The organism is Pseudomonas sp. S3_B08 (assembly GCF_054667725.1).
The window spans coordinates 2103177-2129306 of the sequence record NZ_CP162750.1; the positions used below are offsets into that span (position 1 = coordinate 2103177).

Genomic DNA, 26130 nt, shown 5'->3' on the forward strand with positions numbered 1-26130 from the left:
CGATAGTCTATCAGCCGGAAATACAGGCGTTCGCAGCTTTCTGTACATCGCGAGGGCGAACCGGCACGTTGGACATGCGCTCATGCAGCTTGATGCTGCTGCCGCCGGCGCGATCTTCGATATCAAACACGGCTGCCGGGCCTGACGAAAGTTTGCCGGGAACGATGACTCGTACACCGTCTTTCTGCGGCTGGACTTGCAACGCACCACGACTGTCAGCGAGCTTGTCGGTCAGACACTGCGCATACTCCTGGGGCTTTTTGCCGGAGATCACGCTCATGGTTGGCAGCGTTTCATTGATTTCGGAAACATTTGCACAACCGGCCATCGCCAGAATCAACGGCACACACACCACACCCCACTTCATATAAATCCTCCGTTAAAGACCGTCCGACAGCACAAATGCCGCTTTTCTCCGGGGCCTTGTGCATTTAACCCGCCCGCCATGGCGAAGTTCTGTTCAAAATTTGTCAAAGCAACGCCCGACGGCCAGATAATAACCCGTGCGGGCTGATAAACTGCGCCCATCGACAAGCTATCGTTTTGATTTAGTAGAAAAAGCCCTTCTGGAGGCGCCCATGAAATTCATTCACCAGCGCGAGCACCTCAACGAAGACGACATCGTCGTCATTCAATGCTCGCAGATGTGCAACATCCGTTTGATGAACGACGCCAACTTCCGCAGCTTCAAAAACGGCGGCCGTCACACCTACCACGGCGGCGCGTTCGACACGTTCCCGGCACGCATCACTGCACCGAGCACCGGCTTCTGGAACATCACCATCGACACCGTCAACCGCCGCGCAATCAGCGTGACGCGCAAGCCGACGCTGACCCACTCGATCAAGATCATCCGTCGCTCCAGCACTAAACTGAGCTGAGACGCGCAGCCTATTCTGAAAGGGAAACATGACCGTGGCGCAAAAAACCAAATACGTGATCAAGTACAAACTGGACGGTGAACAGCGTTTCGAATTCGCTGAACTAGAAACCGGCACTGACGAGGAAGCGAAGGCGGCGCTGAAGAAAATGCACGCTGACGAAGAGCTCAGTGACATCAAGGTCAGCAAAGCGCTGTAACCAACACCATGCAACCGACCACGTTTGACCTGTTCGCCGACAACGAACCCCTACAGCAAGCCCGCGCCGAGCAGATCGGCGAACAATCGTGGGTGCTGCGCGGGTTCGCCTTGCCGCAGGTCGAGCAACTGCTGACCGGGCTCGACGCCATTCTTGCCGCCGCCCCGCTACGCCACATGGTCACGCCCGGCGGTTTCAGCATGTCGGTCGGCACCAGCAGTTGCGGACAGCTGGGCTGGATCACCGATCGCAGCGGTTACCGCTATTCCAGCGTCGATCCACTCAGCGGCTTGCCGTGGCCGTCGATGCCGGCGGTGTTTGCCGATCTGGCGCACGAGGCGGCGGAACGCGCCGGGTTTACGGATTTTCAAGCCGACTCCTGCCTGATCAACCAGTACGTCCCCGGCGCCAAGATGTCGCTGCATCAGGACAAAGACGAAAAAGGTTATGCCGCGCCCATCGTTTCGCTGTCGCTAGGTTTGCCGGCAATGTTTCTGTTCGGCGGCTTCGAACGCAGCGATAAAACCCAGCGCATTCCGCTGTTGCATGGCGACATGGTGGTCTGGGGCGGCGTGGACCGCCTGCGCTATCACGGCGTGCTGCCAATCAAACCTGGCCGTCACCCGCTCTTGGGCGAGCGGCGCATCAACATCACCTTCCGCGTCGCGGGCGCTCAATAAAAGTTTGACCGCAAGGCGCGGAGTGTTGCGGGTTACGATGCTGGTTAACCTGAATCAAACAGGTCAACGGATTCCCTCTCATGGACAAGCTTTCGAAGACAATCAGCATTGAACACGATCCCCGCTGGGCCGCTGTGGTGGCGCGCGATCCGCGTGCCGACGGGCAATTTGTCTATGCGGTCAAAACCACTGGCATCTACTGCCGGCCGAGCAGTCTGGCGCGCCTGCCGAAACCGCAGAACGTCGAGTTTTTCGACAGCGCCGAACTGGCCGAAGCTGCCGGGTATCGGCCAAGCAAACGCGCCAGCAAGGATCAGAGTGATGCGCAGCATGCAGCGATCGTGGCTGCAGCCTGTCGGCAGATCGAGACCTGTGAGACGCTGCCGGCGCTCAACAGCCTCGCGGCCACCGCTGGCCTCAGCCCTTTTCATTTCCACCGGCTATTCAAAGCCGCGACCGGCCTGACGCCCAAGGCTTACGCCACGGCGCATCGCTCACGCAAACTGCGTGCGCGCCTGGCGGACGGCGGCTCGGTGACCGACGCGCTGTATGACGCTGGCTTCAATTCCAACAGCCGCTTTTACGAATCAGCCCATCAACTGCTGGGCATGAAGCCCACCGATTACCGCGCCGCCGGGCAGAACAACGACATTCGCTTTGCCGTTGGCCAATGCTCGCTGGGGGCGATTCTGGTGGCGCAAAGCGAACGTGGGATCTGCGCGATTCTGCTCGGCGACGATCCGCATCAGCTGGTCTGCAACCTGCAGGATCAGTTTCGCAAGGCCAACCTGATCGGCGCCGACCGCGAATTTGAACAGTTGATCGCCAGCGTCGTCGGCTTTGTCGAAGCGCCCGCGACGGGCCTGAAATTGCCGCTGGATATACGCGGCACAGCGTTTCAGGAGCGCGTCTGGCAGGCGCTGCGCGAGATCCCGCCAGGCAGCACGGCCAGTTACGCCGAGATCGCGCAACGCATCGGCGCGCCGACTTCGATGCGTGCGGTGGCCCAGGCTTGCGGGGCCAACCGTTTGGCGGTGGCGATTCCCTGCCACCGCGTGGTGCGCAGTGACGGCAATCTTTCCGGCTACCGCTGGGGCGTCGAGCGCAAACGCCAACTGCTTGAGCGCGAACTCAACGATTGACGTCGACCACCACCCTGCCCCGCAGTTGCCCGGCGAGTAATCTGGGCGCGGCCTCAAGGGCTTCGCTCAAGCTGATTTCGTGACTGATCAATTGCAATAACGAGAAATCCAGATCCTTGGCCAGTCGGCCCCAGGCCTCGATACGGCGCGCCTTGGGCTGGGTCACGCTGTTGATCCCGGCCAGCGTTACGCCGCGCAGAATGAACGGTGCTACCGAGGCCAGGAAATCCATGCCTTGCGCCAACCCGCATGCCGCGACCACGCCTTCCGAGCGTGTGCTGGCGCAAGCATTCGCCAGCGTATGACTACCGACCGAATCGACCACCGCCGCCCAGCGCTCTTTCGCCAACGGCTTGCCCGGTTCGGACAAGGTGGCTCGATCGATGATGTCGGCAGCACCCAATTGCTGCAGGTATTCATGCTCGGATACACGGCCGGTGGATGCCACCACGCGGTAGCCCAACTTGCTGAGCAAGGCGATGGCAAAGCTGCCGACCCCGCCATTGGCGCCGGTGACCAGCACTTCGCCGTGATCCGGTGTCAGGCCATGGCGCTCCAGCGCCAGAATGCACAGCATTGCCGTGTAACCTGCGGTGCCGATGGCCATGGCTTGCGCCGGCGTGAAAGCTTCGGGCAACGGAATAAGCCAGTCACCATTGAGCCGAGCCTTTTGCGCCAGCCCGCCCCAGTGGCTCTCACCGACGCCCCAACCGTTGAGCAGCACCCGATCGCCCGCCTTGAAATCGGCATGCGAACTGGATTCGACAGTCCCCGCCAGATCGATCCCCGGCACCATGGGAAACTTGCGCACCACCGGGCTGCTGCCGGTAATCGCCAGGCCGTCCTTGAAATTCAGCGTGCTGTACGCGACGTTCACGCTGACGTTGCCTTCGGGCAGTTGCTGCTCATCGATTTGCTGCAGATTGGCGCGATAACCGCTGTCATCTTTGTCGATCAGGATGGCGTTGAACATGTCGGCCCCTCGAAAATAATGGGAAGAAAGCGTGCCCTGAAATAACACATCGCAACACATTGCCACACTCGACTTTCGCTAAGCCACCCACACCGACGCTGAAAAACTGCACGTAATGTTCAGAATTTCAGACTGGCCCCGCAACCGGTTTTGCTGCTAAAACCGCTTGCCGTCCCTGCCCGTTTCATCGTTCGGAGATTCGTTATATGAGCCAGTGGCCAGACATCCGCATCCTTGATCTTCTCGGTATCGAACTGCCGATCATCCAAGGCCCGATGGCCGGTGCGACCAATTCTTCGATGGTGATTGCCGTGTGCAATGCCGGCGGCCTCGGTTCAATGCCGGCAGCGATGCTGAGCATCGAGCAACTGCGCGAAGAACTGAAGACGATTCGCCAGCACACCACCAAGCCGTTCAACGTCAATTTCTTCTGCCATCAGCCACCGGCGCCTGATGAGCAGCGAGCCCGGGACTGGAAAAATCTGCTCGAACCTTACTACCGCGAACTCGGTGCCGATTTCGAGGCGCCGACGCCGGTGTCCAACCGTGCTCCTTTCGACGAGACTGCGTGTGCCGTGCTCGAAGAATTCCGCCCCGAAGTGGTGAGTTTTCATTTCGGGTTGCCGGAGAAAAATCTGCTTGATCGGGTCAAGGCAACCGGGGCGAAAATCCTTTCGTCTGCCACCACGGTCGAAGAAGCGATCTGGCTGGAGCAACACGGCTGCGATGCGATCATCGCCATGGGTTATGAGGCGGGCGGGCATCGCGGGATGTTTCTCAGCGATGATCTGAGCAGCCAGGTCGGCACCTTTGCACTGGTGCCGCAGGTGGTCGACGCGGTGAAAGTGCCGGTGATTGCGGCGGGTGCGATTAGCGATGCCCGAGGCGTTGCAGCCGCGTTGATGCTCGGAGCCTCGGCGGTGCAAGTCGGCACGGCGTTTCTGTTTACCCCGGAGGCGAAGGTCAGCGCCTCGCACCACAAGGCCCTGCGCACCGCCAAGGAAAGCCAGACCGCCATCACCAACATTTTCACCGGACGTCCGGCGCGGGGCATTGTCAATCGGGCGATGCGTGAACTCGGCCCGATGTCAGCGCAAGCGCCAGCCTTTCCGTTGGCCGGCGGCGCGCTGATGCCGCTGCGAGCCAAGGATGACGCCGATTTTGCCAATCTGTGGGCCGGTCAGGCGCTGACGTTGGGCAAGGATATCGGTAGCGCTGAACTGACCCGGCAACTCGCCGAGGGCGCATTGGCGAAACTCAACCGTCATTGAATTTACGCGGCGAGCGGATTTAATCCCTCGCCACTTGGCGGCGTATCGCTATATATTTCCGTATACAGCGATTGCGCCCGTGTATCGGCGTTATCCAAAGCAAAGCATTCAATGCCGATCACGGAGCCTTTACATGACACTTGCTGCCACACGCCTCGCCCCTGCCTGTCTCGCCTCATTCCTCGCATTTTTCAGCATCGGTGCCGCGCAGGCTGACGAAGTGCAAGTGGCGGTCGCCGCCAATTTCACCGCGCCAATCCAGGCCATCGCTGCCGATTTCGAAAAAGACACCGGGCACAAATTGGTTGCTGCTTACGGCGCAACCGGCCAGTTCTACACCCAGATCAAAAACGGCGCGCCCTTCCAAGTGTTTCTCGCAGCTGACGACAGCACCCCGGCAAAACTCGAACAGGAAGGCGAAACCGTCAAAGGCTCGCGCTTCACCTACGCCATTGGCACCCTGGCGCTGTGGTCGGCAAAAGAAGGTTATGTGGATGCACAGGGTGACGTGCTGAAAACCAACCAATACCAGCACTTGTCCATCGCCAACCCGAAAGCCGCGCCATACGGTCTCGCCGCCACCCAGGTGCTGGAAAAACTCCAGTTGAGCGAAGCCACGAAAAGCAAAATCGTCGAAGGCCAGAACATTACTCAGGCCTACCAGTTCGTCTCCACCGGCAACGCCGAACTAGGCTTTGTGGCGCTGTCGCAAATCTTCAAGAACGGCAAAATCAGCAGCGGCTCGGCATGGATTGTTCCGGCCACCCTGCATGATCCGATCAAACAGGACGCGGTGATCTTGAACAAAGGCAAGGACAGCGCTGCTGCCAAGTCCCTGATCGATTATCTCAAAGGCCCGAAAGCCGCTGCGGTGATCAAATCCTTCGGATATGAACTGTAAATGTCGCTGACCAGTGCCGACTTCGCCGCGATCTGGCTGACCCTGAAACTGGCGTCGCTGACCACCGTGATTCTGCTGGTGATCGGCACGCCGATCGCGTTATGGCTGTCGCGCACCTCGTCGTGGTTGCGCGGCCCGATTGGCGCCATCGTCGCCCTGCCGCTGGTGCTGCCGCCGACGGTGATCGGCTTTTATCTGTTGCTGGCGCTGGGGCCGCACGGTTTTCTCGGCCAGTTCACTCAATGGCTGGGGCTGGGCACGCTGACGTTCAGTTTCACCGGGCTGGTCATCGGCTCGGTAATCTACTCCATGCCTTTCGTGGTGCAACCGCTGCAAAACGCATTCTCGGCGATCGGCACCCGCCCGCTGGAAGTCGCCGCGACGTTGCGCGCCAATCCCCGGGACACGTTCTTCAGCGTGATCCTGCCGCTGGCGCGCCCCGGTTTCATCACCGCAGCGATCCTCGGTTTTGCCCACACCGTCGGTGAGTTCGGCGTGGTGCTGATGATCGGCGGCAACATTCCCGACAAGACCCGCGTGGTCTCGGTGCAGATTTACGACCACGTCGAAGCGCTGGAATATGCCCAGGCGCACTGGCTGTCCGGGGCGATGCTGGTGTTCTCGTTTCTGGTGTTGCTGGCGCTGTATTCCAGCCGCAAAACCCGCGCAGGCTGGAGCTGATCGATGATTGATGTACGCCTGAAACGCACTTATCCGGGGTTCGAACTGGATGTTGATCTGCAAGTGCCGGGCCGGGGCGTCACTTCGCTGTTTGGCGATTCCGGCTCGGGCAAAACCACTTGCCTGCGCTGCATCGCCGGGCTGGAGCGCGCCGAGCAGGGTTTTGTGCAGATCAATGACGAGATCTGGCAGGACAGCGCCAACGGCATCTTCGTACCGCCGCATAAACGTGCGCTTGGCTACGTGTTTCAGGAAGCCAGCCTGTTCCCGCATCTGTCGGTGCTGGCCAATCTGGAGTTTGGTCTCAAACGCATCGCCAAGTCGCAACGCCGGGTCAATATCAACCAAGCGACCGAACTGCTCGGCATCGGCCATTTGCTTGAGCGTCACCCGCAGCATCTGTCCGGCGGCGAACGACAGCGCGTCGGCATCGCCCGCGCCCTGCTGACCAGCCCGAAACTGCTGCTGATGGACGAACCACTGGCGGCTCTCGACAGCCGGCGCAAGAGCGAAATCTTGCCGTACCTGCAACGCCTGCACGACGAACTGGATATTCCGCTGCTGTACGTCAGCCATGCCCAGGATGAAGTCGCGCGTCTGGCTGATCATCTGGTATTGCTCCGTGACGGCAAAGCCCTCGCCAGCGGCCCGATCGGTGAGACCCTCGCACGCCTGGATCTGCCCTTGGCAATGGGTGATGACGCCGGGGTGATCATCGAAGGTCAGGTCAGCGCCTACGACGCCACCTATCAATTGCTCAGCCTGCAACTGCCAGCTACCGAAATGAACATTCGCGTCACCCACGCGCCGATGGCCGTGGGCCAAGCCCTGCGCTGCAAGGTGCACGCCCGTGACATCAGCCTGGCGCTGAACAACGATGCAGCCAGCAGCATTCTCAATCGTCTGCCCGTTACCGTCATCAGCGAACAGGCCGCTGACAACAGTGCCCATGTGCTGATCCGCCTCGATGCGGGCGGCACGCCGCTGCTGGCGCGGATCACCCGCTTCTCGCGTGACCAATTGGGCGTGCACCAGGGCCAGCGGCTGTGGGCGCAGATCAAGGCAGTGGCGGTGCTCGCGTAAATCATTCGGCACGACGGCCAGCGACTGCGGTCAATCAGTTACAGACTGCCGTATGACCGAAGGAAACCGCCATGCCCGATACCGTGCTGACAGATGCCCTGCCCGCCGATCTGCATTACGTCGATGACACTCAGCCTGGTATCACCCGGAAAAAACTGCGCGGCAAGTTCGTCTATTTCGAACCGTCGGGCCAGCGCATCAGCGATCCGGACGAAATCAAACGCATCAATGCCCTCGCGGTGCCGCCGGCTTACACCGATGTGTGGATCTGCGCCGACCCGTGCGGTCATCTGCAAGCCACCGGCCGCGATGCGCGCGGGCGCAAGCAATACCGTTATCACGCACGCTGGCGCGAAGTGCGCGACGCCGACAAATACTCGCGCCTGCGCGAATTCGGCCTGGCCCTGCCCAAACTGCGGCGCCAGCTTGAGGCGCTGCTCGACGCCCCGGGCTTCAGCCGCGACAAGGTCATGGCCACGGTCATCACCTTGCTCGACGCCACGCTGATCCGCGTCGGCAATACCCAATATGCGCGGGACAATCGCTCTTATGGCCTGACCACGTTGCGCAGCCGGCATGTCGAGGTCAATGGCAGCGCGATCCTGTTCCAGTTCCGTGGCAAGAGCGGCATCGAGCACCAGATCACCGTCAAGGATCGGCGTCTGGCGCGAATCATCAAGCGCTGCCTGGAGATTCCCGGGCAAAACCTGTTTCAGTACCTTGATGAACACGGCGAACGGCACACTGTCACCTCCTCCGACGTAAACGCCTATCTGCAAAAGCTCACCGGCGCTGAATTCACCGCCAAGGACTACCGCACCTGGGCGGGCAGCGCATTGGCTTTGGCAGTGCTGCGCGAGCTGCAGCATGAGTCGGAAACCGAGGCCAAGCGCCATGTGGTCGAAGCCGTGAAGAACGTCGCCAAACAGCTGGGCAACACGCCAGCGGTGTGCCGCAAATGCTACATCCACCCTGCGGTGCTCGAACATTTCATGCTCGGCGCGCTCGCCGAACTGCCCCGCCCGAGAGTGCGCAAAGGCCTGCGCGCTGAGGAAGTAGCCTTGGCGATGTTTCTCGAGCGGATGTGTGAGGTGAGCGAGGCGTCCTGAGTCGCACAAACCCCCTGCAGGCTCACTCCTACAAGATTTGCCGATGAGCTGAGCCGGGTATTTTTTGCACGATCGCGCAGGGCTTCTATAGTTGATCTGAAGGTTCGCGCCATGCGGGCTTTTTGTTGCAACTCAGCCGTTTCAGCGAACGGAGGTGTTTCATGTCCGAGAAAGAGTCCATCACCACCCTCCTCACCCTGCTCGACGCCCGCCAGGCGCGCCTGGCAGCCGCCTGCAAAGAGATCGCCGACTGGGTTGATCATCAAGGCGGGCATCCGACAGCACTGCGCATCCGCGATCGACTGCACGACATCGAGAAAGATACGCCGCTGATTCGCGATACGCTTTCGACGCTCAAGCCAATTGATCGGCCGTTGCCACGATTCAGATAGTCGAGGTTCAATTAACTTCAACAACCGGCTCGGCATCGGTGTAAGTGTTTTTCTTTATTATCCAATGCGATTGAGCGTAGCCCTTTTAGTTATATATGCACTACTGGCCGATACAAGTTGAAAGTGCAGGCACCGCTCATCGGATCAATTAAAAAAAATCAAAACACCGTGAACCGATATGTAATCGAAGTAGGTGTCCATGACGAAAACGGACATCACTAGCGAAACGTTAATAGATATCGGAGAGCTATCATGACCACCGGAAATAAAAATACAGGTAACGCCGGCAACGATCGTGACAAGATGCAAGAGTCCGGAAAAAAAGGCGGACAGTCTGGCGGCAACTTCGCCAACGATCGTGAAAAAGCATCCGAGGCTGGTCGCAAAGGCGGACAATCCAGCCACAGTGGAGGTCGCAAGTCGTAAATGAGCAATACAAGGGCAGCCTCGCTGCCCTTGTAATATTCGACGGAGCGCAAAGATGAACACCTCCACACATACGCCTCCAAGCCAGTTACACCAACACGAAGGCGCTGAAGTTGTAGCAGAAGCGACGCGCAGCTCCCCGGAGAAACTGCCGGACGACGCTGGGTCTTCGTGCATTGAAAGAGAACCAGGCCACCCGCAGCACAGCGATCGTGCCCAACATGAATGTTACGAGCGCAGGCAGTTGAACGTTGACTCTGAAAACTCTCGAGAAACGCAAACGACGCCAACGTACGAACGCTGCTCCTGACTCACGGGCACCAGTCCTTGCGCAAAGAGCCCGTTCGCAGAGCCCCGGCCCGTCGAGGAAATTGCCATGCCTGTTCACGTGATTAACTTTACCGGCCCTATCAATGCTTCAACCTGCGGTCAGCTGATTGATAGAGCCTCGCGTGCGGTAAAGGAAGATGCCCCCAGGTTGATTCTGAACATCGCTACCATGGGTGGCGAATGCAGTTACGGTTTTACGATGTACAACTTTCTGATGGCGCTGCCCGTCCCGGTACACACGCATAACCTGGGAACGGTCGAGTCGATGGGCAATATCGTTTTCCTCGCCGGCCAGCGCCGCACTGCGTGCACTCATAGCAAGTTTCTGTTTCACCCTTTTCATTGGCACTTGCAGGGAGCGGTTGATCATTCGCGCATGTCGGAATATGCCATGAGCCTGGATTACGACTTGCATCTGTACGCGCAGATTGTCGCCGAGCGTACCAGTAACGGGAAAAATGCATTGGAGACAGAGAAATACCTGACAGCGGCTCCGCGCATTATCAATCCTGAAGAAGCTTTGCATGCAGGGCTGATCACAGCGGTTGAAGACACCGAGATTCACGCAGACTTTGTCTGCTCATGCATTTACTCCTGAAGCCCCTCCTGAATAACGCGCCGTTTTAGATGCGTTTCATTCTATTCAGATCGCCACTCTGAGCAGCGACATTACAAGATCATGTAGTGCATTGGCGCCTCAACTTGTACACGCCCCAACGGGCGGTATAACGCAAAACAAGCGGCGTATGCCGGTCATCCCAGCCAAAAGAATTTTCTCTGAATTATTCATTTCGCCAGACATCCCTCTTTTTAACAGCCGGAGGAAATGTATGAGCGCAGTGGACTTGTACGTGATCGAGTACCTGTTACATGGAAAGCCCAGGTCATTCGTCATTCGCACAAAAAACATGAACAACGCCGAAGCGTGGCAGTGGGCAAGTTGCGACGCAGGAATCGCGCCCATCCCCCGCCCCGGTAGGCCTCCATTGAAACGTTTTTCCAAACCGATGGCGGAGCGCTTTGGCGTGAGCGGGGTGCAATGGCGCGAGTCGGTGCCTCTGGTGTGGGAGGAGGATCAGGCAAAATGAATGAGCACACGTTGAAATTCGGTTTCGGCCGATCGTGGGATGACGAGATGGCAGAAAACGCCGCGATGTTCCGCGAGGCCGACCTGCTGGAAGAGGCGGCCTACAGAATCATTGAGCATGACGCCGACAGTCCTGAGGACTGGGCTCGCTTCAGCGAAGCAAAAGCCCTGGCCGACGCCAAGCGAACGGCGGCCTATCAGGACTGGATGCGCATCAAGCGCGCGATGAGCAAGCCGCGCTCGAAATAGCGGACTGGCGCCTCATGGCTTGAGGATCAGCAGCGGTTCGCCTTTCGGGACGACGTAAGTGGCCAGTTCGACGCCTTTCTCGTTGCCGACGTTTTTGGCCACATGCGCAACGCCCGCCGGAATGAACAACGAATCACCGGCCTTGAGTATCACCGGCGCCCGCCCTTCAAGCTGATACTCGAACGTGCCGCTGATGACATAGGCCACTTCCACACCGGGATGAGCATGCCGAGGCGAAGTGACGCCAGCATCAAAATCGATACGCGCCTGAATCACTTCGCGATTGTCAGCGCCGAGATCCTGGCGAACCAGATCAGTACGGCTCAGACCTTTCTGCCAACTCGTCGCCGGTGCATCCGCCGCATGGGCGAAACCGGCAAGGGAGGCGAAGACAACGGCAGAAGCCAGAAACAGTGGACGGTACATGGTGGTGCCCTCTTGAACGTAGTGTTGGTGTGAGGGCTACTTTGGGCTTTGCATGTAAGGCGGATGTGTCTCGAAAGCGCAGTTTGGTGTTGCCGTGTGTATCCGCTGAGGGCTGATACACGCTTATACAAACGTGTCGCGGTCCCCGTCCGGGCCATGGTGGGAAAGAATCTGTAAACTGCCGCAATCTTCATTCACTCAAACAAGAGTTGCCCATGGCCAATCAAGACATCATCTTCACGCCTGATCCGGACACCGATTCGATTTCTTCCGACGTCGCCACCTTTGGCGGGATCATGGTCTCGACGCAAATCCCGACCCGCGCCGATGGCAGCCTGGAACTCGGCGGCATCACCGAGCAAAGCGAGTGCACGCTGCAGGCGCTGAAAGTCGCCTTGGAACGTGCTGGCAGTTCGATGGACCGGGTGCTGCACCTGACCATTTACCTCACCGACATGGGCGATCGCGGGGCTTTCAATGAAGTGTACAAACGCTATTTCGCCAAGCCTTGGCCAGTGCGGGCAGCGGTGGGCGTCGCCTCGCTGGCGGTTGAAGGGATGCGTGTGGAAGTGACGGCGATGGCGGCCAAGGGCTGATTTGCGGAAATACTGCGTAGGCTGCCGCCACGATTCCGGGGTGCGACACACGCAGTGAAATACTCAAGGGCGCGCGCCAAACACAGCAGCCACCAGGATGGGGCCGTTTGGCAAGCGCTGGCTCGCCCGTTGAGCGAATTGGCGTCAACGGTCTATCCACAAAACTTAAAGTGGACCGCTAGCTACAACAAACAGTTTACCTTCTGATACCCGGTATGTTTGCCCGCGGTGCTCGATTTCAAAATTGAATGTTGCCGTAATCGAATCGATGCCTTCTTCGTGTTTGCGAGCAAACTCTATTGTTCCTGTTTTCGCATATAAGATTTCATGCGACATAGTCATCAATCCCGCGACAGGGCTTCCGAACCCGCCAATTTCATGCGTACCGTCCGTAAGGGAGCGATCTATCACAAATGAAATGATCTCACCCACCTCGTCCGTAAAATATTGACCAATAACGCTAAACGTCTCTTTTGTGCCGAAATAAAGATGCCGAGTAGCGGAGAATATTGGCTTGCCTATGCCCGGATGATCGGGTGACACGACCGCTTTGTAATACACTTCGGCCGTCTTGCGAGGACGCGGTTTAAACGACGCGAAATCCGAGATACCAATCGTCGCGAAGGCGTTATTACCTTTCATGATATTAATCTCCAATGTCTTGCGTGATATAGGCCAGAGCGACTTTCCCGCTCCCACCTGATGTTCACGCTTTGGACGCGGGCGGACAACTGACAGTCTTTACAGTTATGCATTGCCTCGTATTGTGCTAGGTCCTTCGTACCTGATATCGGCACGCTGATGCCGCCCAAGTGTTTCACAGGTACAATGCGCCCCTTGCCCGTGACCGCCTGACTAAAAAAACTATGTCCTTGCCCAAGCATCACCTGGAATTGCTCAGCCCTGCCCGCGATGTCGCCATTGCCCGCGAGGCCATCCTGCATGGCGCTGACGCCGTGTACATCGGCGGCCCGAGCTTCGGCGCACGCCACAACGCCTGCAACGAAGTCAGCGAAATCGCCGAACTGGTCGAGTTCGCCCGCCGTTACCACGCACGCATCTTCACCACCATCAACACCATCCTGCACGACAACGAGCTGGAGCCGGCGCGCAAGCTGATCCATCAGTTGTACGACGCCGGCGTCGATGCGCTGATCGTTCAGGATCTGGGCGTAATGGAGCTGGACATTCCGCCGATCGAGCTGCACGCCTCGACCCAGACCGACATCCGCACCCTCGAGCGAGCGAAGTTCCTCGATCAGGCCGGTTTCTCGCAGTTGGTGTTGGCCCGTGAGCTGAACCTGCAAGAAATCCGCGCCATCGCCGATGAAACCGACGCGGCCATCGAATTCTTCATCCACGGCGCGCTGTGCGTGGCCTTCTCCGGCCAGTGCAATATTTCCCACGCGCAAACCGGCCGCAGTGCCAACCGAGGCGACTGCTCCCAGGCTTGCCGCTTGCCGTACACCTTGAAAGACGAAAAGGGTGGCGTGATCGCTTACGAAAAACACCTGCTGTCGATGAAAGACAACAACCAGAGCGCCAACATCCGCGCGCTGGTCGAAGCAGGCGTGCGTTCGTTCAAGATCGAAGGTCGCTACAAGGACATGGGCTATGTGAAGAACATCACCGCCTATTACCGCCAGCGTCTGGACGACGTGCTCGAAGACCGCCCTGACCTGGCCCGCGCCTCCAGCGGCCGCACCGTGCATTTCTTCCTGCCCGACCCGGAAAAGACCTTCCACCGTGGCAGCACCGATTACTTCGTCACCGATCGCAAGATCGACATCGGCGCCTTCGATTCGCCAACCTTCACCGGGCTGCCGGTCGGCACGGTGGAAAAAGTCGGCAAGCGTGACATGCAGGTTGTCACTCACGAGCCGCTGTCCAACGGCGACGGCCTGAACGTGCTGGTCAAGCGCGAAGTGGTCGGTTTCCGCGCCAACATCGCCGAGGCCAAAGGCGAGTTCGAAGAAGACGGCGAGAAGCGCTACCGCTACCGCGTCGAGCCGAACGAAATGCCCGAGGGCCTGTTCAAGCTGCGTCCGAGCCACCCGCTCAATCGCAACCTCGATCACAACTGGCAGCAGGCGTTGCAGAAAACTTCTTCGGAACGTCGCGTGGCCCTGAGCTGGTTCGCTCGTCTGCGTGAAGAACAGCTGGAAGTGACCGCGACCAGCGAAGAAGGCATCAGCGCCAGCGTCACCCTCAACGGGCCGTTCGGCGTTGCCAACAAGCCGGAGCAGGCGCTGGAGCAACTGCGCGACCTGCTTGGTCAGCTCGGCACCACGCAGTACCACGCCACCGACGTCAAGCTGGATGCGCCGCAAGCGTTCTTCATTCCCAACTCGCAGCTCAAGTCGCTGCGTCGCGAAGTGATCGAAGCGCTGACTGCGGCGCGTGTCGCCGCGCATCCGCGTGGCAGCCGCAAGGCCGAAACCACGCCGCCGCCGGTGTACCCGGATTCGCACCTGACCTTCCTCGCCAACGTCTACAATCAGAAGGCCCGCGACTTCTACCACCGTCACGGCGTCAAGCTGATCGACGCGGCGTACGAAGCTCACGAAGAGCCAGGCGAGGTGCCGGTGATGATCACCAAGCACTGCCTGCGTTTCTCCTTCAACCTGTGCCCGAAACAGGCCAAAGGCGTGACCGGCGTGCGCACCAAGGTCGCGCCGATGCAGTTGATCCACGGCGATGAAGTGCTGACGTTGAAGTTCGATTGCAAGCCGTGCGAGATGCACATCATCGGCAAGATGAAAGGCCACATTCTGAACCTGCCGCAGCCGGGCAGCGTGGTCGGCCACATCAGCCCTGAAGACCTGATGAAAACCATCCCGCGCGCACCGCACTGAGTGACCGGCGTGCGCGGTGCTTCGGCATCGCGCACGCATGCCTGGCTCGAGCGCGGTAAATCGCAGGCATAAAAAAACGCCAACTTCTTGCGAAGTTGGCGTTTTTTCGTAGATGGCAGGGGCGGCTGGATTCGAACCAACGCATGGCAGGATCAAAACCTGCTGCCTTACCGCTTGGCGACGCCCCTGTAGCTCTGATCAGCGGCTCCGTTAGGATCGCTGTGAGAACGGGCCGCAATTTAACAACATTCATTTCATTTGGGAAGCCCGAAATAAAATTTTTTTTGTTTTAAAACAGCCACTTATTATTTTCGCGCGAAAACTCACCGTTTCATCGCCATGTATCACACTGTGTACGCGCCCCGCTGCTACACAACCCAATGCAAAAACGCTCTCTGGCGACACAGAGCAGATACCTCGCCACGCTTCAATGCACCCAGGGTTTCAAGGGTTCATCCAGCCCCTTGGCCACAGGCTCGCAAAGGAGACGTCAGTATGAAACAGGCTCTTCACACCTCTAAAATCACCGCCGCGCTCGGCTTGTCAGTCCTGGCACTGTCACTGTTCGGCGCCGTCGGCAGCGCTCAGGCGCAAACCACAGAACCCGCCGCCGTCAGCTATTCCGCGCCCTCGCCCTTCGGCCCGCTGAAGCACATCAAGGCTGGCTTGCTCGACGTGGCCTACGCCGAAACCGGCCCCGCTGATGGCCCAGTGGTGATTCTGCTGCACGGCTGGCCCTACGACATTCACAGCTACGACGAAGTCGCACCACTGCTCGCGGCCAAGGGTTACCGCGTGCTGATGCCGTATGCACGCGGTTATGGCGACACGCAGTTCCTGTCCAAAAACACCCTGCGCAACGGCCAACCGGCGGCGCTGGCCAGCGACGTGATCGACTTCATGGATGCGCTGAAGATCAAGCAAGCAGTGCTTGGCGGCTACGACTGGGGCGCGCGTTCGGCGGACATCGTCGCAGCATTGTGGCCAGAGCGCGTCAAGGCGTTGGTGGCGGTCAGCGGCTACCTGATCGGCAACCAGGCCGCCGGGCAGAACCCGCTGCCGCCGAAAGCCGAATTGCAGTGGTGGTACCAGTTCTACTTCGCCACCGAACGCGGCCGTGCCGGCTATAAAAAGAACACCCACGACTTCGCCAAACTGATCTGGCAGCTGGCTTCGCCGCAGTGGAAGTTCGACGACGCCACTTTCGACCGCAGCGCCCAAGCGTTGCAGAACCCCGATCACGTCGAAATCACCGTGTTCAACTACCGCTGGCGGCTGGGCCTGGTGCAGGGCGAGGCGAAATATGCCGCGCTGGAAGAAAAATTGGCTACTGCGCCTTCGATCAGCGTGCCGACGATTACCCTGGAAGGCGACGCCAATGGTGCGCCACATCCCAAGCCTGAGGACTATGCCAAGCGTTTTACCGGGAAATATCAGTTCCGGTTGATTGAGGGTGGGGTTGGGCACAATTTGCCCCAGGAAAGCCCGGCGGCGTTTGCGCAAGCTGTAATCGATGCTGATCGTCTCTGACAGACCCGCCCTCAATACCCCTCACCCTAGCCCTCTCCCGGAGGGGAGAGGGAACTGATTGGGGGATATTCGAGATTTACGCCGACCTGAAAGCGCTGTATTGAATCCAAAGTCGACGCCCATCTTTCAGGTCGATGTACAGCGCAAGATACCTCGGTCGGCTCCCTCTCCCTCTGGGAGAGGGCTGGGGTGAGGGTTTTTGGGGATTGCACCGGTCGATCTATTTAACCAGCCGTTTTTCCTTCGAAGGCCGATAACCGAAATACGAGCTGTAGCACTTGCTGAAATGGCTCGGTGAAACGAAACCACACGCCACCAGCACTTCCACCTGCGACAGCTCGGTGTGTTGCAGCAGGCGCCGTGCTTCGGTGATGCGCAGTTCCAGATAGTAGCGCTGCGGCGTGGTGCCCAGTTGTTCCTTGAACAAGCGCTCGAGCTGGCGCCGTGAGCGGCCGGCGTAGACCGCCAGTTGTTCCAGCTCCAGCGGTTCTTCGAGGTTGGCGTCCATCAGCTTGATCACTTCCCGCAACGGCGCGCTGACGCAGATGTTTTCATCCGGTTTGATTCGCCGGTAGCGCGATTCCTCGAACGCCAAAATGTCCTCGACACCCTCGACCAGCGCCTTGCCGTGCAGGCCTTTGATCCAGTCCAGCGCCATGTGGAAAGCCCCCGATGGGCTCGACGCGGTGAGCCGGTCGCGGTCGATCACATAAGGCTCGCTGCTGACGTGCGTAGCCTTGGCAATTTCCGTCAACGCGGGGCGATGTTCCGGGTGAATCGCGCAACGGTAGCCGTCGAGCAACCCGGCACGCCCGAGAAACCACGAACCGTTCCACAACCCGGCCAGACTGACGCCCCGCTCCGCCGCGAGTTTGAGCAAGTGCACAAACCCATCGCTCGCTCGCAGTTCAGTGCGATAACCGCCGCAGACCACCAGCAGATCCAATTCCTCGAGCGCTGCTGAGTCCAGACGCGCATCGGGGCGGATCACCAGCCCCAGGTCGCTGATGACCTCGCCCTCACCCAGCCCGAAGGTGCGCGAGGTAAACAGCCCCGGGCGCAACAGATTGGTAGTCACCACGGCGTCCAGCGTCTGCGTAAAGGCCGGTAGCGAAAAGTGTTCGAGCAGCAGAAAGCCGGTGCGCGTCAACTGCGCGTTATCGCTGTGCTCATTCAGATAGCGGAGGTTTTTCCCCTTCATGCCTCCGCTGAATTGGCGTCGTTCGGTCAAGTTTCAATCCATCGGTCACATTGTTGTGCGCCGATAGTTGGCCGGAACCGGTAAAGAGTCAATCACGTCATCGGGCCACACCTTCAAACAACCCATGGCCGTCGCCCCGGGTATCTCAAACGATCGTATTCAACCCCGCCCCGAGCCGCCCTTCGAGACGCCCAAACAGGACGTAGTGTTGATAGCCACTGGAGAAGGCGCCTGTGGCGATTGCAGTCTTTACGTCGGCATTGAGGCGCAAATATTGCTCCTCATCGAAGTGCTCGGCGCTGACTTCACCTGTACGGCCCAGACGTTCGCTATCGATCGGCTGTTCGAGAATCGTGCGTCGTTGAAAGTCGATGATGCGATTGACCGCATGACTTTCCAGCGGCCCCTTGTTGGGCGATGCGGAGTAGATGTGCAGACCGTTCTTCGCGCAGCGGTTGCACAAGTCCACGCAGTTCTTTTGCGTGGATTTGCGACTCATCAATTCCTGTACCGGCATGTCCAGATACTTGCCGACGCTGTATTCCGCCTGATTGAAAATCGTGCAGCACAGCACGGTATTGCCATTGCAATCGAGTACCAGCCAATCATCTTTCAGGGTGCACGCCTGTTTGGGGTATTGCTTGACCAGATTGACCAGGTCTGCATACGGTGGCAACGCCAGGCGCTTGAGGGTTTCCCGGTCCGTGTCGGTGACCGAGGCATCGTCTTCGACGATGGCGAAGGTTTTTTCCAGCGGCATCATCACCGAGTAGCCGGTGGAGAAATTGAAACCCAGGCGCTCGCTGAACTCGCGCATCAGCCCCTCTTCTTCGAGGTTATCCAGATAGCGGTGGTAATAGACCTCGATAAGCGTATTCAGGCCGTGACGCTGCTTGAGGTCATGCAGCTTGATCATGTTCTGCTTGACCACTTCGATGTCGCCGCCGACATGCCCTTGGCGGTAGGTATCCTGGTGGAACCCGGACAGGGAGACACGGAAGAACCAGGGATTGGCGAGCATCGCGCTTTCAATGTTCTTGGCCAGGTTAAGGTTGGAGCTGATGCCGCTTTGCAAACCTGCAGCGTTAATGATTTCGACGAACTCACCGATGCGCGGGTGAATCAACGGCTCGGTCCAGTTGTACAAAAAGATCGCCTTGACCCCTTCACGCCGTGCCTTGTCGACAATCTGCGTGAACATCTCGAGCTGCATGGCTTTCTTGAAATTGGCATTTTCCGAATTACCCATCGGGCATGACGGGCAGCTCAGATTGCAGGCGCCGACGATATCGATGTACATATTCATTACGCGCATAGCTCCTTGGGTCGAACGTGCGCCTCTCATCACGAGCACGTTCGGGTCGCCGGGTTGGTTGTTTTTCTGACGACCTGCCTTCACGTAAAGCAATAAGCGCACCAGAACCCTACGCCATTAACGCCACAATCCAGTCGATAAACACCCGCAATTTCAAGCTGACATGCCGGTTCGGCGGATACGCGACGTAAAGCGGCATGCTTTCCAGGCGCCAGCCCTCAAACAACGGCACGAGCTCGCCGCGCGCGACATGCGCATCGGCCATATACGTCGGCAACCACAACACCCCCATGCCCGCCAGTCCCGCCGCCAGATAGGCATTGCCGTCATCTACCGCAAGCACATGCCGGCCCTTGATCTGCAAGCGCTCGGTGCCGTTGTGCAACGTGTACGGAAGAGGTTTACCAGTGCGAGCCCAAAGAAACGCGACCACCCGATGATGGGAGTCTTCCAGTTCGCGTGGATGGTCGGGCGTACCTTCGCGAGCCAGATAAGCCGGCGCGGCAAATACCCCCAATGGTAGATCGGCGAGCTTGCGCGCCATCAGCGATTGATCGAGCAATTCGCCGCCGCGCACCACGCAATCGACGTTCTCATCGATGATGTCGACGATGCGGTCGCTGACGCCCATGTCGATCTGGATGTCCGGGTAGCGCGCATGAAACTCCGGCAACGCCGGCACCAGAATGTGCCGCGCGAACGGGCTCGGCACGTCGATGCGCAAGCGCCCCCGTGGCCGTGCGGCGGCACCGGGAAGGCTGGTTTCGGCGTCGTCCATGTCGGCCAGCAACTTGATCACCCGCTCGTAATACGCCGCACCATCGGCGGTGACGTTGACCTTGCGCGTAGTGCGATTGAGCAGCTTGACCCGCAGCCGCGCCTCCAGCTGCTGCACCAGTTGCGTCACCGTGGTCTTGCTCATGTGCAGGGTTTCGGCAGCTTTGGTGAAACTGCCCGCCTCGACCACCCGGGCAAAGGCCTGCATCGCATCGAACCGGTCCATCCGCGCCCCTCGATTGTTTGGAATTTGCAAACAGTGAACGCCAAGCTTGCGCGTTTATCCAGCAGCTGCAAATACCTAAAGTCACTCCATCAACCACTGATGGAGTCAGCCCCATGTCCAAGCGCGATGTAGTGTTCCCACCCGCCCGCCACGCCCTGTATGAACGTCACCGTTACTCGCCGGCGATTCGCTCCAACGGTTTCCTGTTTGTCTCCGGACAAGTCGGCAGCCGTGAGGATGGCTCGCCCGAGGCCGATCTGCGCGATCAGGTGCGCACCGCCTTCCACAACCTCAACGCGATCCTCGCTGCGGCCGGTTGCAGCTTCGATGATGCGGTGGATGTCACCGTGTTCATGGTCGATCCGCACTCGACGTTCGAAACGATCTGGACTGTGGTGCCGGAGTTCTGGGGCGAAGCGCCGTTTCCGACCATCACCGCTGTCGGCGTGACCTGGCTGGCGGGTTTCGATTTTGAAATCAAGGTGATTGCCAAACTGCCGGAAGCGGCTTGACCGCAACCGTACACAAACAGACACACCGCGCCGGCACGGAGGCTGGCCAATCTCCTCGCGAATGCGTATAACCTCGCCGTTTCGTCTACCCTGACGTGGCGCGCCGCCCGGTAGCGGCTGCCCTTCGAATGTTGACGCTTACGAAACGGAGAATTCTATGTTCAAGCGTACCCTCGCCCTCACCGCCGGTCTGGCGCTGTCCTTTTCTGCCCTGATGACGCAAGCCGCTGATGTCCTGCGCGTCAGCGCGATTCCCGACGAAGCCCCGACCGAGCTGCTGCGCAAGTTCGAACCGCTGGGTGCCTATCTTGAGCAGCAGTTGGGCATGAAGGTGCAGTTTGTGCCTGTCGCCGACTACCCGGCGGTGGTTGAAGCGCTGGCCACCGATCGCCTCGACATGGCCTGGCTCGGCGGTTTCACTTTTGTGCAGGCTCGTTTGAAGACCGACGCCACTACACCAGTGATCCCGCTGGTGCAGCGCGAACAGGATGCGCAGTTCACCAGCAAATTCATCACCGCCGACCCGAACGTGAAAAGCCTCGCCGACCTGAAGGGCAAGACCTTCGCCTTCGGTTCGGTGTCGTCCACCTCGGGCAGTCTGATGCCGCGTTACTTCATGCTGAAGAACGACGGCATCAAGCCTGAAGGCTATTTCAGCCGTGTCGCCTACTCCGGCGCGCATGACGCCACCGTTGCCTGGGTGCAGGCCGGCAAGGTCGACGCTGGTGTATTGAACGCCAGCGTCTGGCAGAAACTGGTCGACGCCGGCAAGGTCGACACCAACAAGGTCAAAGTCTTCGCCACCACGCCGACCTACTTCGATTACAACTGGACCGTGCGCGGCACCCTTGATCCGAAGCTGGCCGCGAAGATCAAGCAAGCCTTCCTCGACCTCGACCCGGCCAATCCTGAGCAGAAGAAGATCCTCGATCTGCAGGCCGCCAGTCGCTTCATCGAGACCAAGCCCGAGAACTACAAGGGCATCGAGGAAGCCGCCCGCGCCGCCGAACTGCTGAAATGACCCTACGCCTCACCCAGGGCAGCCTGCGCCATGCCAATGGCGTCGATGCCCTTCGTATCATCGACGTGCAGATTGGCGCTGGCGAACAGGTCGCCATCATCGGCCCGTCCGGCGCTGGCAAGTCGAGCCTGCTCAATCTGCTGGCCACCGCGCTCAAGCCCAGCAGTGGCGACATCGAAGTGCTTGGCGAACGCGCCTGGCACTTGTCGGCGCACCAGCGGCAGCGCCTGCGTGCGCGCATCGGCCTGGTGCATCAGGCGCCGCCGATTCCGCCGCGTCAGCGGGTCATTACGGCGGTGCTGGCCGGCAAGCTCGGTCAGTGGAGTCTGGGCAAAAGTCTGCTGAACCTGCTGCATCCACTGGATGTGGCGGGCGCTCGCGCGGCGTTGGCGCGGCTGGATCTGGGCGACAAACTGTTCGCCCATTGCCAGCAGTTGTCCGGCGGGCAATTGCAGCGCGTCGGCATTGCGCGAGTGCTGTATCAGGCGCCGGAAATATTGCTTGCCGACGAACCTGTCTCGGCCATGGACCCGGTGCTTGCCGGCCATACGCTGTCGATCCTTTCGCGTCACGCCCGCGAGCACAACGTCACGCTGGTGGCGAGCCTGCACGCGGTGGATCTGGCGCTGGCGCACTTTCCACGGATCATCGGTTTGCGCGACGGGCAGATTCTTTTCGATTGCCCATCCGATCAAGTCAGTCGCGACAAACTCGATGCGCTGTACGCCAATGAACAACTGCAATCGCCTGCGCCGGCGGTCGCGCCTTTGATTGTGCAGATTCCGCGATGCTGAAAGCCGATTCACGGGACCCGGCGGCGTGGCCGCGATTGTTGCTGACGCTGCTGGCGCTGGCCCTGCTGTGGCCGGGCATTCAGCTCAGCGAGCTGGACCTGGGCGTGCTGTTTCAGGCCGATAGCCAGAACGAAATGGGCCGTTTTGTTTCGGCATTCTGGCCGCCGGCGCACGATCAGGCGTTCCTGCAACTGTTGCTCAAAGCCACCCTGCAAACCCTGGCGATTGCCACAGCGGGAATGGCCCTGGCGTTGCTGCTGGCAGTGCCGGCAAGCCTGATCGCCAGTCGCGCGTTGTCGCTCTCGGCGGCGTCACGGGGCGGCGTGCCGAGCCTGCCCGGGCGCTTGCTGCGCTGGCCGGTACGCGGCTTGCTGATCTTTTTGCGCAGCGTGCCGGAGATCGTCTGGGCGCTGTTGTTTGTGCGTGCCGTTGGCCTCGGCCCGGCGGCGGGCGTGTTGGCCATCGCCATCACCTACAGCGGTATGCTCGGCAAGGTTTACGCGGAGATATTCGAGTCCACCGACCAGCGCCCGGCGCACGCATTGTTGCAGGCCGGCAGCGGTCGACTGGCGGCGTTTGCCTACGGCACGTTGCCGAATGTCGCCGCCGAACTGCTCTCGTACACGGTGTATCGCTGGGAGTGCGCGATCCGTGCCTCGGTGGTGATGGGCTTTGTCGGTGCCGGTGGGCTGGGGCAACAGATCGATCTGTCGATCCGCATGTTTGCCGGCGGTGAAGTCGCCAGCATGTTGCTGACGTTCCTGCTCCTGGTGCTGTGCGCTGATCAACTCAGCCGCTTGCTGCGCTGGAGGCTGACATGAGGCGCCTGATCAACCTGCTGCTGATCGTCGTGATCGCATTTGCGGTGTTCGCTTCCTTCGCTTATCTGGAACTGGATCTCGCCGAACTCGGCAGCGCCAATAGCCTCAAGCAGATGGGCAGTTACGTGCAGCGCTTTCTAAGTCCCGACTTGAGCGCCGGTTACCTGAAAGCCATTGCCCACGGTTCGCTGGAAACACTGGCCATGTCCGCGTTGGGCACCCTGCTTGCGGCACTGTTCGGCATCGTTCTCGCGCTGCCCGCTGCCGGGCGTTTCGGCTGGCCGCTGCAAAGTGCGGCGCGCCTGCTGCTCAACGGCTTGCGGGCGATTCCAGAGCTGGTTTGGGCGGCGCTGATGGTGCTTGCCGCCGGTCTCGGACCGAACGCCGGCACCCTCGCCCTTGCCCTGCACACCACTGGGGTGCTCGGTCGGCTATTTGCCGAAGCATTGGAAAACACTCCGCCACAACCGGCCGAGGCGATCCGTTTGCAGGGCGGCAATCCGATCCTCGCGTTCTGCTACGGCACCCTGCCTAACCTTGCCCCGCAACTGCTCGCCTACTGCCTGTATCGCTGGGAAAACAACATCCGCATGGCCAGCGTGCTGGGCTTTGTCGGTGCTGGCGGCCTGGGCCAGATGCTGTATGTCAGCTTGAGTCTGTTCCAGGAAGCCCAGGCCAGTACGGTGATTCTGGCGATGCTGTTGCTGGTGTTTCTGGTCGATTGGTTGAGCGCCTGGAGCCGGCAGCGTTGGGTCAAAGCGTAGGCCGAGTGGATATCTGGCAAAAGCTGATTATGCTTCAGGAAACCTTGCAGCCCTGCGAGGCGGTCAGACTGTGCAAGCTTCACGCTAGAGCAACGGCGGCAGATGCCAACGGGCCAGAGTGCGACAGGCAGTAACGGGGGACTCCGGCCTACAACAATAAGCACGACGGAGAACACCCATGGCCACAATCGACACAGCATCCACCGGCACGCCACCGCGCAGCGGCGGTATCACGAAGGAGGAGCGCAAGGTCATCTTCGCTTCCTCGCTGGGCACGGTTTTCGAGTGGTACGACTTTTACCTCTACGGCTCGCTGGCGGCGATCATCGCCAAACACTTCTTCGCCGGCGTCAACGAAACCACCGCATTCATCTTTGCCCTGCTGGCCTTCGCCGCCGGGTTTGCGGTGCGGCCGTTCGGCGCCATCGTCTTCGGGCGTCTGGGTGACATGATCGGGCGCAAGCACACGTTTCTGATCACCATCGTGATCATGGGCGTGTCCACAGCAATCGTCGGCTTGCTGCCCGGCTACGCCACCATTGGCGTGGCTGCCCCGGTGATTCTGATCACCCTGCGTCTGCTGCAAGGCCTGGCGCTGGGTGGCGAATACGGTGGCGCAGCGACCTACGTGGCCGAGCACGCGCCACGCAACCGTCGTGGCTTTTTCACTTCGTGGATTCAAACCACCGCCACCCTCGGTCTGTTCATGTCGCTGCTGGTGATTCTCGCCTGCCGCACGGCGCTGGGTAACGAGGCGTTCGAGGCTTGGGGCTGGCGGATTCCGTTTCTGCTGTCGATCATTCTGCTGGCCGTGTCGGTGTACATCCGCCTGCAACTGAGCGAGTCGCCGGTATTCCAGAAAATGAAGGACGAAGGCAAGGCCTCGAAAGCGCCGCTGACCGAATCCTTTGCGCGCTGGGACAATCTCAAAGTGGTGATCATGTCGCTGCTCGGAGGCACCGCCGGGCAAGCAGTGGTCTGGTACACCGGGCAGTTCTATGCGCTGTTCTTCCTGTTGCAAACATTGAAGATCGACGCGCAGACCGCCAACCTGCTGATCGCCGGATCGCTACTGATCGGCACACCGTTCTTCGTGATTTTCGGCAGCCTGTCCGATCGCATCGGGCGCAAACCGATCATCATGGCCGGGTGCATTCTGGCTGCTTTGACCTACTTTCCGATCTTTACTGCGCTGACCCAGTACGGCAACCCGGACGTGTTCGTTGCTCAGGAAAAAAATCCGGTCAAGGTGATCGCCAATCCTGATCAGTGTTCGTTCCAGTTCGATCCGGTGGGCAAGGCCAGATTCACCAGTTCCTGTGACTTGGCGAAAACCTTGCTGGCGAAACGCGCGATCCCGTACGAGAACGTCGCCGCCGAACCGAACACCGTCGCGCAGGTGCGCATCGGTGACCGCGTTGTCGAGAGCTTCGAAGGCAGCGCCCTCACCGCCGCCGACTTCAAGGCCCGCAACGACGCCTTCACCGCCAACCTCGGCGCCGCGTTGAAAGACGCCGGTTACCCGGAAAAAGCCGACCCGGCGAAAATCAATTACCCGATGATGCTACTCCTGCTCACCGTGCTGGTGATCTACGTGACCATGGTTTATGGCCCGATCGCCGCGTGGCTGGTCGAACTGTTCCCGACGCGCATCCGCTACACCTCGATGTCGCTGCCCTACCACATCGGCAACGGCTGGTTCGGCGGCTTCCTGCCGACCGTGGCGTTCGCCATGGTCGCCGCCACCGGTGACATCTACTACGGGCTGTGGTACCCGATCGTCATTGCAGTGGCGACGGCAATACTCGGCACGTTCTTCCTGCCGGAAACCAAGGATCGCGACATTCTCAAGGACTGAAAAAAGCCACAGTGCCCTCTCCTGCCGGAG

General features: G+C 59.7%; 29 protein-coding genes, 1 tRNA gene and 1 pseudogene. 23 read left to right on the forward strand and 8 right to left on the reverse strand.

The features are described from left to right. Positions 1-10 precede the first annotated feature (10 nt). Positions 11-367 (reverse strand): hypothetical protein, encoded by a 357-nt coding sequence (locus AB4N73_RS09585; RefSeq protein ID WP_016774925.1) that lies wholly within the window; start codon positions 365-367, stop codon positions 11-13. Positions 368-578: 211 nt separating this feature from the next. On the opposite strand from AB4N73_RS09585, the gene AB4N73_RS09590 reads away from it, so the two are divergent. The 4 genes from AB4N73_RS09590 to ada all read left to right on the forward strand — a co-directional run bounded on the left by AB4N73_RS09590 (position 579) and on the right by ada (position 2902). Next, positions 579-881, forward strand: coding sequence for a DUF1883 domain-containing protein (locus AB4N73_RS09590; RefSeq protein ID WP_007912251.1), 303 nt, complete (start codon positions 579-581; stop codon positions 879-881). 28 nt (positions 882-909) lie between these two features. After that, complete coding sequence (locus AB4N73_RS09595) at positions 910-1080, forward strand: hypothetical protein (protein ID WP_016774926.1); 171 nt, start codon at positions 910-912, stop codon at positions 1078-1080. An 8-nt stretch (positions 1081-1088) separates the two neighbouring features. Then, positions 1089-1760, forward strand: a complete 672-nt coding sequence (alkB, locus tag AB4N73_RS09600; RefSeq protein ID WP_460143334.1) for a DNA oxidative demethylase AlkB — start codon at positions 1089-1091, stop codon at positions 1758-1760. A gap of 80 nt (positions 1761-1840) precedes the next feature. Continuing rightward, on the forward strand, positions 1841-2902 hold the full coding sequence (gene ada, locus AB4N73_RS09605; protein ID WP_460143335.1) for a bifunctional DNA-binding transcriptional regulator/O6-methylguanine-DNA methyltransferase Ada: 1062 nt from the start codon (positions 1841-1843) through the stop codon (positions 2900-2902). Here the strand turns inward: ada and acuI are convergent. Beyond that, positions 2892-3875, reverse strand: a complete 984-nt coding sequence (gene acuI / locus AB4N73_RS09610; RefSeq protein ID WP_310216300.1) for an acrylyl-CoA reductase (NADPH) — start codon at positions 3873-3875, stop codon at positions 2892-2894. The two genes, ada and acuI, sit on opposite strands and share 11 nt — an antisense overlap. A gap of 206 nt (positions 3876-4081) precedes the next feature. On the opposite strand from acuI, the gene AB4N73_RS09615 reads away from it, so the two are divergent. From AB4N73_RS09615 to AB4N73_RS09660, 10 genes and pseudogenes are all read left to right on the forward strand, one after another. Beyond that, the gene (locus AB4N73_RS09615; RefSeq protein ID WP_460143336.1) at positions 4082-5146 is read left to right on the forward strand and encodes an NAD(P)H-dependent flavin oxidoreductase; all 1065 of its coding nucleotides are present in this window, start codon (positions 4082-4084) and stop codon (positions 5144-5146) included. 133 nt (positions 5147-5279) lie between these two features. Next, entirely contained in the window at positions 5280-6047 is a 768-nt protein-coding gene (modA, locus tag AB4N73_RS09620; protein ID WP_423662071.1) for a molybdate ABC transporter substrate-binding protein, read from the forward strand. Then, positions 6048-6728 (forward strand): molybdate ABC transporter permease subunit, encoded by a 681-nt coding sequence (gene modB / locus AB4N73_RS09625; protein ID WP_460143337.1) that lies wholly within the window; start codon positions 6048-6050, stop codon positions 6726-6728. Between the two features lie 3 nt (positions 6729-6731). Next, positions 6732-7811 (forward strand): molybdenum ABC transporter ATP-binding protein, encoded by a 1080-nt coding sequence (gene modC / locus AB4N73_RS09630; RefSeq protein WP_256810029.1) that lies wholly within the window; start codon positions 6732-6734, stop codon positions 7809-7811. A 71-nt stretch (positions 7812-7882) separates the two neighbouring features. Continuing rightward, positions 7883-8920, forward strand: coding sequence for a DNA topoisomerase IB (locus AB4N73_RS09635; RefSeq protein WP_056789610.1), 1038 nt, complete (start codon positions 7883-7885; stop codon positions 8918-8920). Positions 8921-9081: 161 nt separating this feature from the next. Further along, on the forward strand, positions 9082-9312 hold the full coding sequence (locus tag AB4N73_RS09640) for a hypothetical protein (protein WP_076562638.1): 231 nt from the start codon (positions 9082-9084) through the stop codon (positions 9310-9312). A 309-nt stretch (positions 9313-9621) separates the two neighbouring features. After that, a pseudogene (locus tag AB4N73_RS09645) lies at positions 9622-9738 on the forward strand (con-10 family general stress protein); the annotation flags it as partial. Positions 9739-10114: 376 nt separating this feature from the next. Beyond that, positions 10115-10666 carry an ATP-dependent Clp protease proteolytic subunit gene (locus tag AB4N73_RS09650; protein WP_041480149.1) on the forward strand — a complete coding sequence of 184 codons (552 nt, stop codon included), beginning with the start codon at positions 10115-10117 and terminating at the stop codon, positions 10664-10666. 232 nt (positions 10667-10898) lie between these two features. Beyond that, positions 10899-11156: a DUF6555 family protein gene (locus AB4N73_RS09655; protein ID WP_236169089.1), complete on the forward strand. Its 258-nt coding sequence runs from the start codon at positions 10899-10901 to the stop codon at positions 11154-11156. 11 nt (positions 11157-11167) lie between these two features. Beyond that, positions 11168-11404 (forward strand): hypothetical protein, encoded by a 237-nt coding sequence (locus tag AB4N73_RS09660; protein WP_353954814.1) that lies wholly within the window; start codon positions 11168-11170, stop codon positions 11402-11404. 12 nt (positions 11405-11416) lie between these two features. On the opposite strand, the gene AB4N73_RS09665 is transcribed toward AB4N73_RS09660, so the two are convergent. Next, positions 11417-11830: a cupin domain-containing protein gene (locus tag AB4N73_RS09665; protein WP_076562631.1), complete on the reverse strand. Its 414-nt coding sequence runs from the start codon at positions 11828-11830 to the stop codon at positions 11417-11419. 215 nt (positions 11831-12045) lie between these two features. On the opposite strand from AB4N73_RS09665, the gene AB4N73_RS09670 reads away from it, so the two are divergent. Continuing rightward, positions 12046-12426: a RidA family protein gene (locus AB4N73_RS09670; protein ID WP_024013136.1), complete on the forward strand. Its 381-nt coding sequence runs from the start codon at positions 12046-12048 to the stop codon at positions 12424-12426. Positions 12427-12591: 165 nt separating this feature from the next. Here AB4N73_RS09670 and AB4N73_RS09675 read toward each other — a convergent pair whose 3' ends face one another. Next, positions 12592-13068, reverse strand: coding sequence for a hypothetical protein (locus AB4N73_RS09675; RefSeq protein WP_460095265.1), 477 nt, complete (start codon positions 13066-13068; stop codon positions 12592-12594). Positions 13069-13292: 224 nt separating this feature from the next. Here AB4N73_RS09675 and AB4N73_RS09680 point away from each other — a divergent pair, with 224 nt between their 5' ends. After that, on the forward strand, positions 13293-15281 hold the full coding sequence (locus tag AB4N73_RS09680; RefSeq protein WP_150740958.1) for a peptidase U32 family protein: 1989 nt from the start codon (positions 13293-13295) through the stop codon (positions 15279-15281). Positions 15282-15394: 113 nt separating this feature from the next. Here the strand turns inward: AB4N73_RS09680 and AB4N73_RS09685 are convergent. Further along, positions 15395-15469: transfer RNA gene (locus AB4N73_RS09685), tRNA-Gln, on the reverse strand. A 307-nt stretch (positions 15470-15776) separates the two neighbouring features. Here AB4N73_RS09685 and AB4N73_RS09690 point away from each other — a divergent pair. Beyond that, positions 15777-16811 carry an alpha/beta fold hydrolase gene (locus AB4N73_RS09690; RefSeq protein WP_256810031.1) on the forward strand — a complete coding sequence of 345 codons (1035 nt, stop codon included), beginning with the start codon at positions 15777-15779 and terminating at the stop codon, positions 16809-16811. A 220-nt stretch (positions 16812-17031) separates the two neighbouring features. Here the strand turns inward: AB4N73_RS09690 and AB4N73_RS09695 are convergent, their stop codons facing one another. From AB4N73_RS09695 to AB4N73_RS09705, 3 genes are all read right to left on the reverse strand, one after another. Then, positions 17032-18042, reverse strand: coding sequence for a GlxA family transcriptional regulator (locus AB4N73_RS09695; protein WP_460143338.1), 1011 nt, complete (start codon positions 18040-18042; stop codon positions 17032-17034). 115 nt (positions 18043-18157) lie between these two features. Further along, positions 18158-19318, reverse strand: coding sequence for a radical SAM protein (locus AB4N73_RS09700; RefSeq protein ID WP_150635122.1), 1161 nt, complete (start codon positions 19316-19318; stop codon positions 18158-18160). A gap of 118 nt (positions 19319-19436) precedes the next feature. Continuing rightward, complete coding sequence (locus tag AB4N73_RS09705; RefSeq protein ID WP_056789579.1) at positions 19437-20330, reverse strand: LysR family transcriptional regulator; 894 nt, start codon at positions 20328-20330, stop codon at positions 19437-19439. A 113-nt stretch (positions 20331-20443) separates the two neighbouring features. On the opposite strand from AB4N73_RS09705, the gene AB4N73_RS09710 reads away from it, so the two are divergent. From AB4N73_RS09710 to AB4N73_RS09735, 6 genes are all read left to right on the forward strand, one after another. Next, positions 20444-20842, forward strand: a complete 399-nt coding sequence (locus AB4N73_RS09710) for a RidA family protein (protein ID WP_041480136.1) — start codon at positions 20444-20446, stop codon at positions 20840-20842. A gap of 157 nt (positions 20843-20999) precedes the next feature. Then, positions 21000-21863 (forward strand): putative selenate ABC transporter substrate-binding protein, encoded by an 864-nt coding sequence (locus AB4N73_RS09715; RefSeq protein ID WP_041480134.1) that lies wholly within the window; start codon positions 21000-21002, stop codon positions 21861-21863. Continuing rightward, the gene (locus AB4N73_RS09720) at positions 21860-22657 is read left to right on the forward strand and encodes a phosphonate ABC transporter ATP-binding protein (RefSeq protein WP_150635120.1); all 798 of its coding nucleotides are present in this window, start codon (positions 21860-21862) and stop codon (positions 22655-22657) included. Before AB4N73_RS09715 ends, AB4N73_RS09720 begins: the two co-directional genes overlap by 4 nt. Next, positions 22651-23478 carry a PhnE/PtxC family ABC transporter permease gene (locus tag AB4N73_RS09725; protein ID WP_024013147.1) on the forward strand — a complete coding sequence of 276 codons (828 nt, stop codon included), beginning with the start codon at positions 22651-22653 and terminating at the stop codon, positions 23476-23478. The genes AB4N73_RS09720 and AB4N73_RS09725 overlap by 7 nt, the downstream gene beginning before the upstream one ends. Continuing rightward, complete coding sequence (phnE, locus tag AB4N73_RS09730; protein WP_095180157.1) at positions 23475-24242, forward strand: phosphonate ABC transporter, permease protein PhnE; 768 nt, start codon at positions 23475-23477, stop codon at positions 24240-24242. Before AB4N73_RS09725 ends, phnE begins: the two co-directional genes overlap by 4 nt. 178 nt (positions 24243-24420) lie before the next feature. Then, complete coding sequence (locus tag AB4N73_RS09735; RefSeq protein ID WP_038861763.1) at positions 24421-26100, forward strand: MFS transporter; 1680 nt, start codon at positions 24421-24423, stop codon at positions 26098-26100. Positions 26101-26130: the final 30 nt, after the last annotated feature.

Coding starts and splice junctions, on each gene's coding strand:
- AB4N73_RS09585 (WP_016774925.1), bottom strand. CDS start 367: ATGAAGTGGGGTGTGGTGTGTGTGCCGTTGATTCTGGCGATGGCCGGT.
- AB4N73_RS09590 (WP_007912251.1), top strand. CDS start 579: ATGAAATTCATTCACCAGCGCGAGCACCTCAACGAAGACGACATCGTC.
- AB4N73_RS09595 (WP_016774926.1), top strand. CDS start 910: ATGACCGTGGCGCAAAAAACCAAATACGTGATCAAGTACAAACTGGAC.
- alkB (WP_460143334.1), top strand. CDS start 1,089: ATGCAACCGACCACGTTTGACCTGTTCGCCGACAACGAACCCCTACAG.
- ada (WP_460143335.1), top strand. CDS start 1,841: ATGGACAAGCTTTCGAAGACAATCAGCATTGAACACGATCCCCGCTGG.
- acuI (WP_310216300.1), bottom strand. CDS start 3,875: ATGTTCAACGCCATCCTGATCGACAAAGATGACAGCGGTTATCGCGCC.
- AB4N73_RS09615 (WP_460143336.1), top strand. CDS start 4,082: ATGAGCCAGTGGCCAGACATCCGCATCCTTGATCTTCTCGGTATCGAA.
- modA (WP_423662071.1), top strand. CDS start 5,280: ATGACACTTGCTGCCACACGCCTCGCCCCTGCCTGTCTCGCCTCATTC.
- modB (WP_460143337.1), top strand. CDS start 6,048: ATGTCGCTGACCAGTGCCGACTTCGCCGCGATCTGGCTGACCCTGAAA.
- modC (WP_256810029.1), top strand. CDS start 6,732: ATGATTGATGTACGCCTGAAACGCACTTATCCGGGGTTCGAACTGGAT.
- AB4N73_RS09635 (WP_056789610.1), top strand. CDS start 7,883: ATGCCCGATACCGTGCTGACAGATGCCCTGCCCGCCGATCTGCATTAC.
- AB4N73_RS09640 (WP_076562638.1), top strand. CDS start 9,082: ATGTCCGAGAAAGAGTCCATCACCACCCTCCTCACCCTGCTCGACGCC.
- AB4N73_RS09650 (WP_041480149.1), top strand. CDS start 10,115: ATGCCTGTTCACGTGATTAACTTTACCGGCCCTATCAATGCTTCAACC.
- AB4N73_RS09655 (WP_236169089.1), top strand. CDS start 10,899: ATGAGCGCAGTGGACTTGTACGTGATCGAGTACCTGTTACATGGAAAG.
- AB4N73_RS09665 (WP_076562631.1), bottom strand. CDS start 11,830: ATGTACCGTCCACTGTTTCTGGCTTCTGCCGTTGTCTTCGCCTCCCTT.
- AB4N73_RS09670 (WP_024013136.1), top strand. CDS start 12,046: ATGGCCAATCAAGACATCATCTTCACGCCTGATCCGGACACCGATTCG.
- AB4N73_RS09675 (WP_460095265.1), bottom strand. CDS start 13,068: ATGAAAGGTAATAACGCCTTCGCGACGATTGGTATCTCGGATTTCGCG.
- AB4N73_RS09680 (WP_150740958.1), top strand. CDS start 13,293: ATGTCCTTGCCCAAGCATCACCTGGAATTGCTCAGCCCTGCCCGCGAT.
- AB4N73_RS09690 (WP_256810031.1), top strand. CDS start 15,777: ATGAAACAGGCTCTTCACACCTCTAAAATCACCGCCGCGCTCGGCTTG.
- AB4N73_RS09700 (WP_150635122.1), bottom strand. CDS start 19,318: ATGAATATGTACATCGATATCGTCGGCGCCTGCAATCTGAGCTGCCCG.
- AB4N73_RS09705 (WP_056789579.1), bottom strand. CDS start 20,330: ATGGACCGGTTCGATGCGATGCAGGCCTTTGCCCGGGTGGTCGAGGCG.
- AB4N73_RS09710 (WP_041480136.1), top strand. CDS start 20,444: ATGTCCAAGCGCGATGTAGTGTTCCCACCCGCCCGCCACGCCCTGTAT.
- AB4N73_RS09715 (WP_041480134.1), top strand. CDS start 21,000: ATGTTCAAGCGTACCCTCGCCCTCACCGCCGGTCTGGCGCTGTCCTTT.
- AB4N73_RS09720 (WP_150635120.1), top strand. CDS start 21,860: ATGACCCTACGCCTCACCCAGGGCAGCCTGCGCCATGCCAATGGCGTC.
- AB4N73_RS09725 (WP_024013147.1), top strand. CDS start 22,651: ATGCTGAAAGCCGATTCACGGGACCCGGCGGCGTGGCCGCGATTGTTG.
- phnE (WP_095180157.1), top strand. CDS start 23,475: ATGAGGCGCCTGATCAACCTGCTGCTGATCGTCGTGATCGCATTTGCG.
- AB4N73_RS09735 (WP_038861763.1), top strand. CDS start 24,421: ATGGCCACAATCGACACAGCATCCACCGGCACGCCACCGCGCAGCGGC.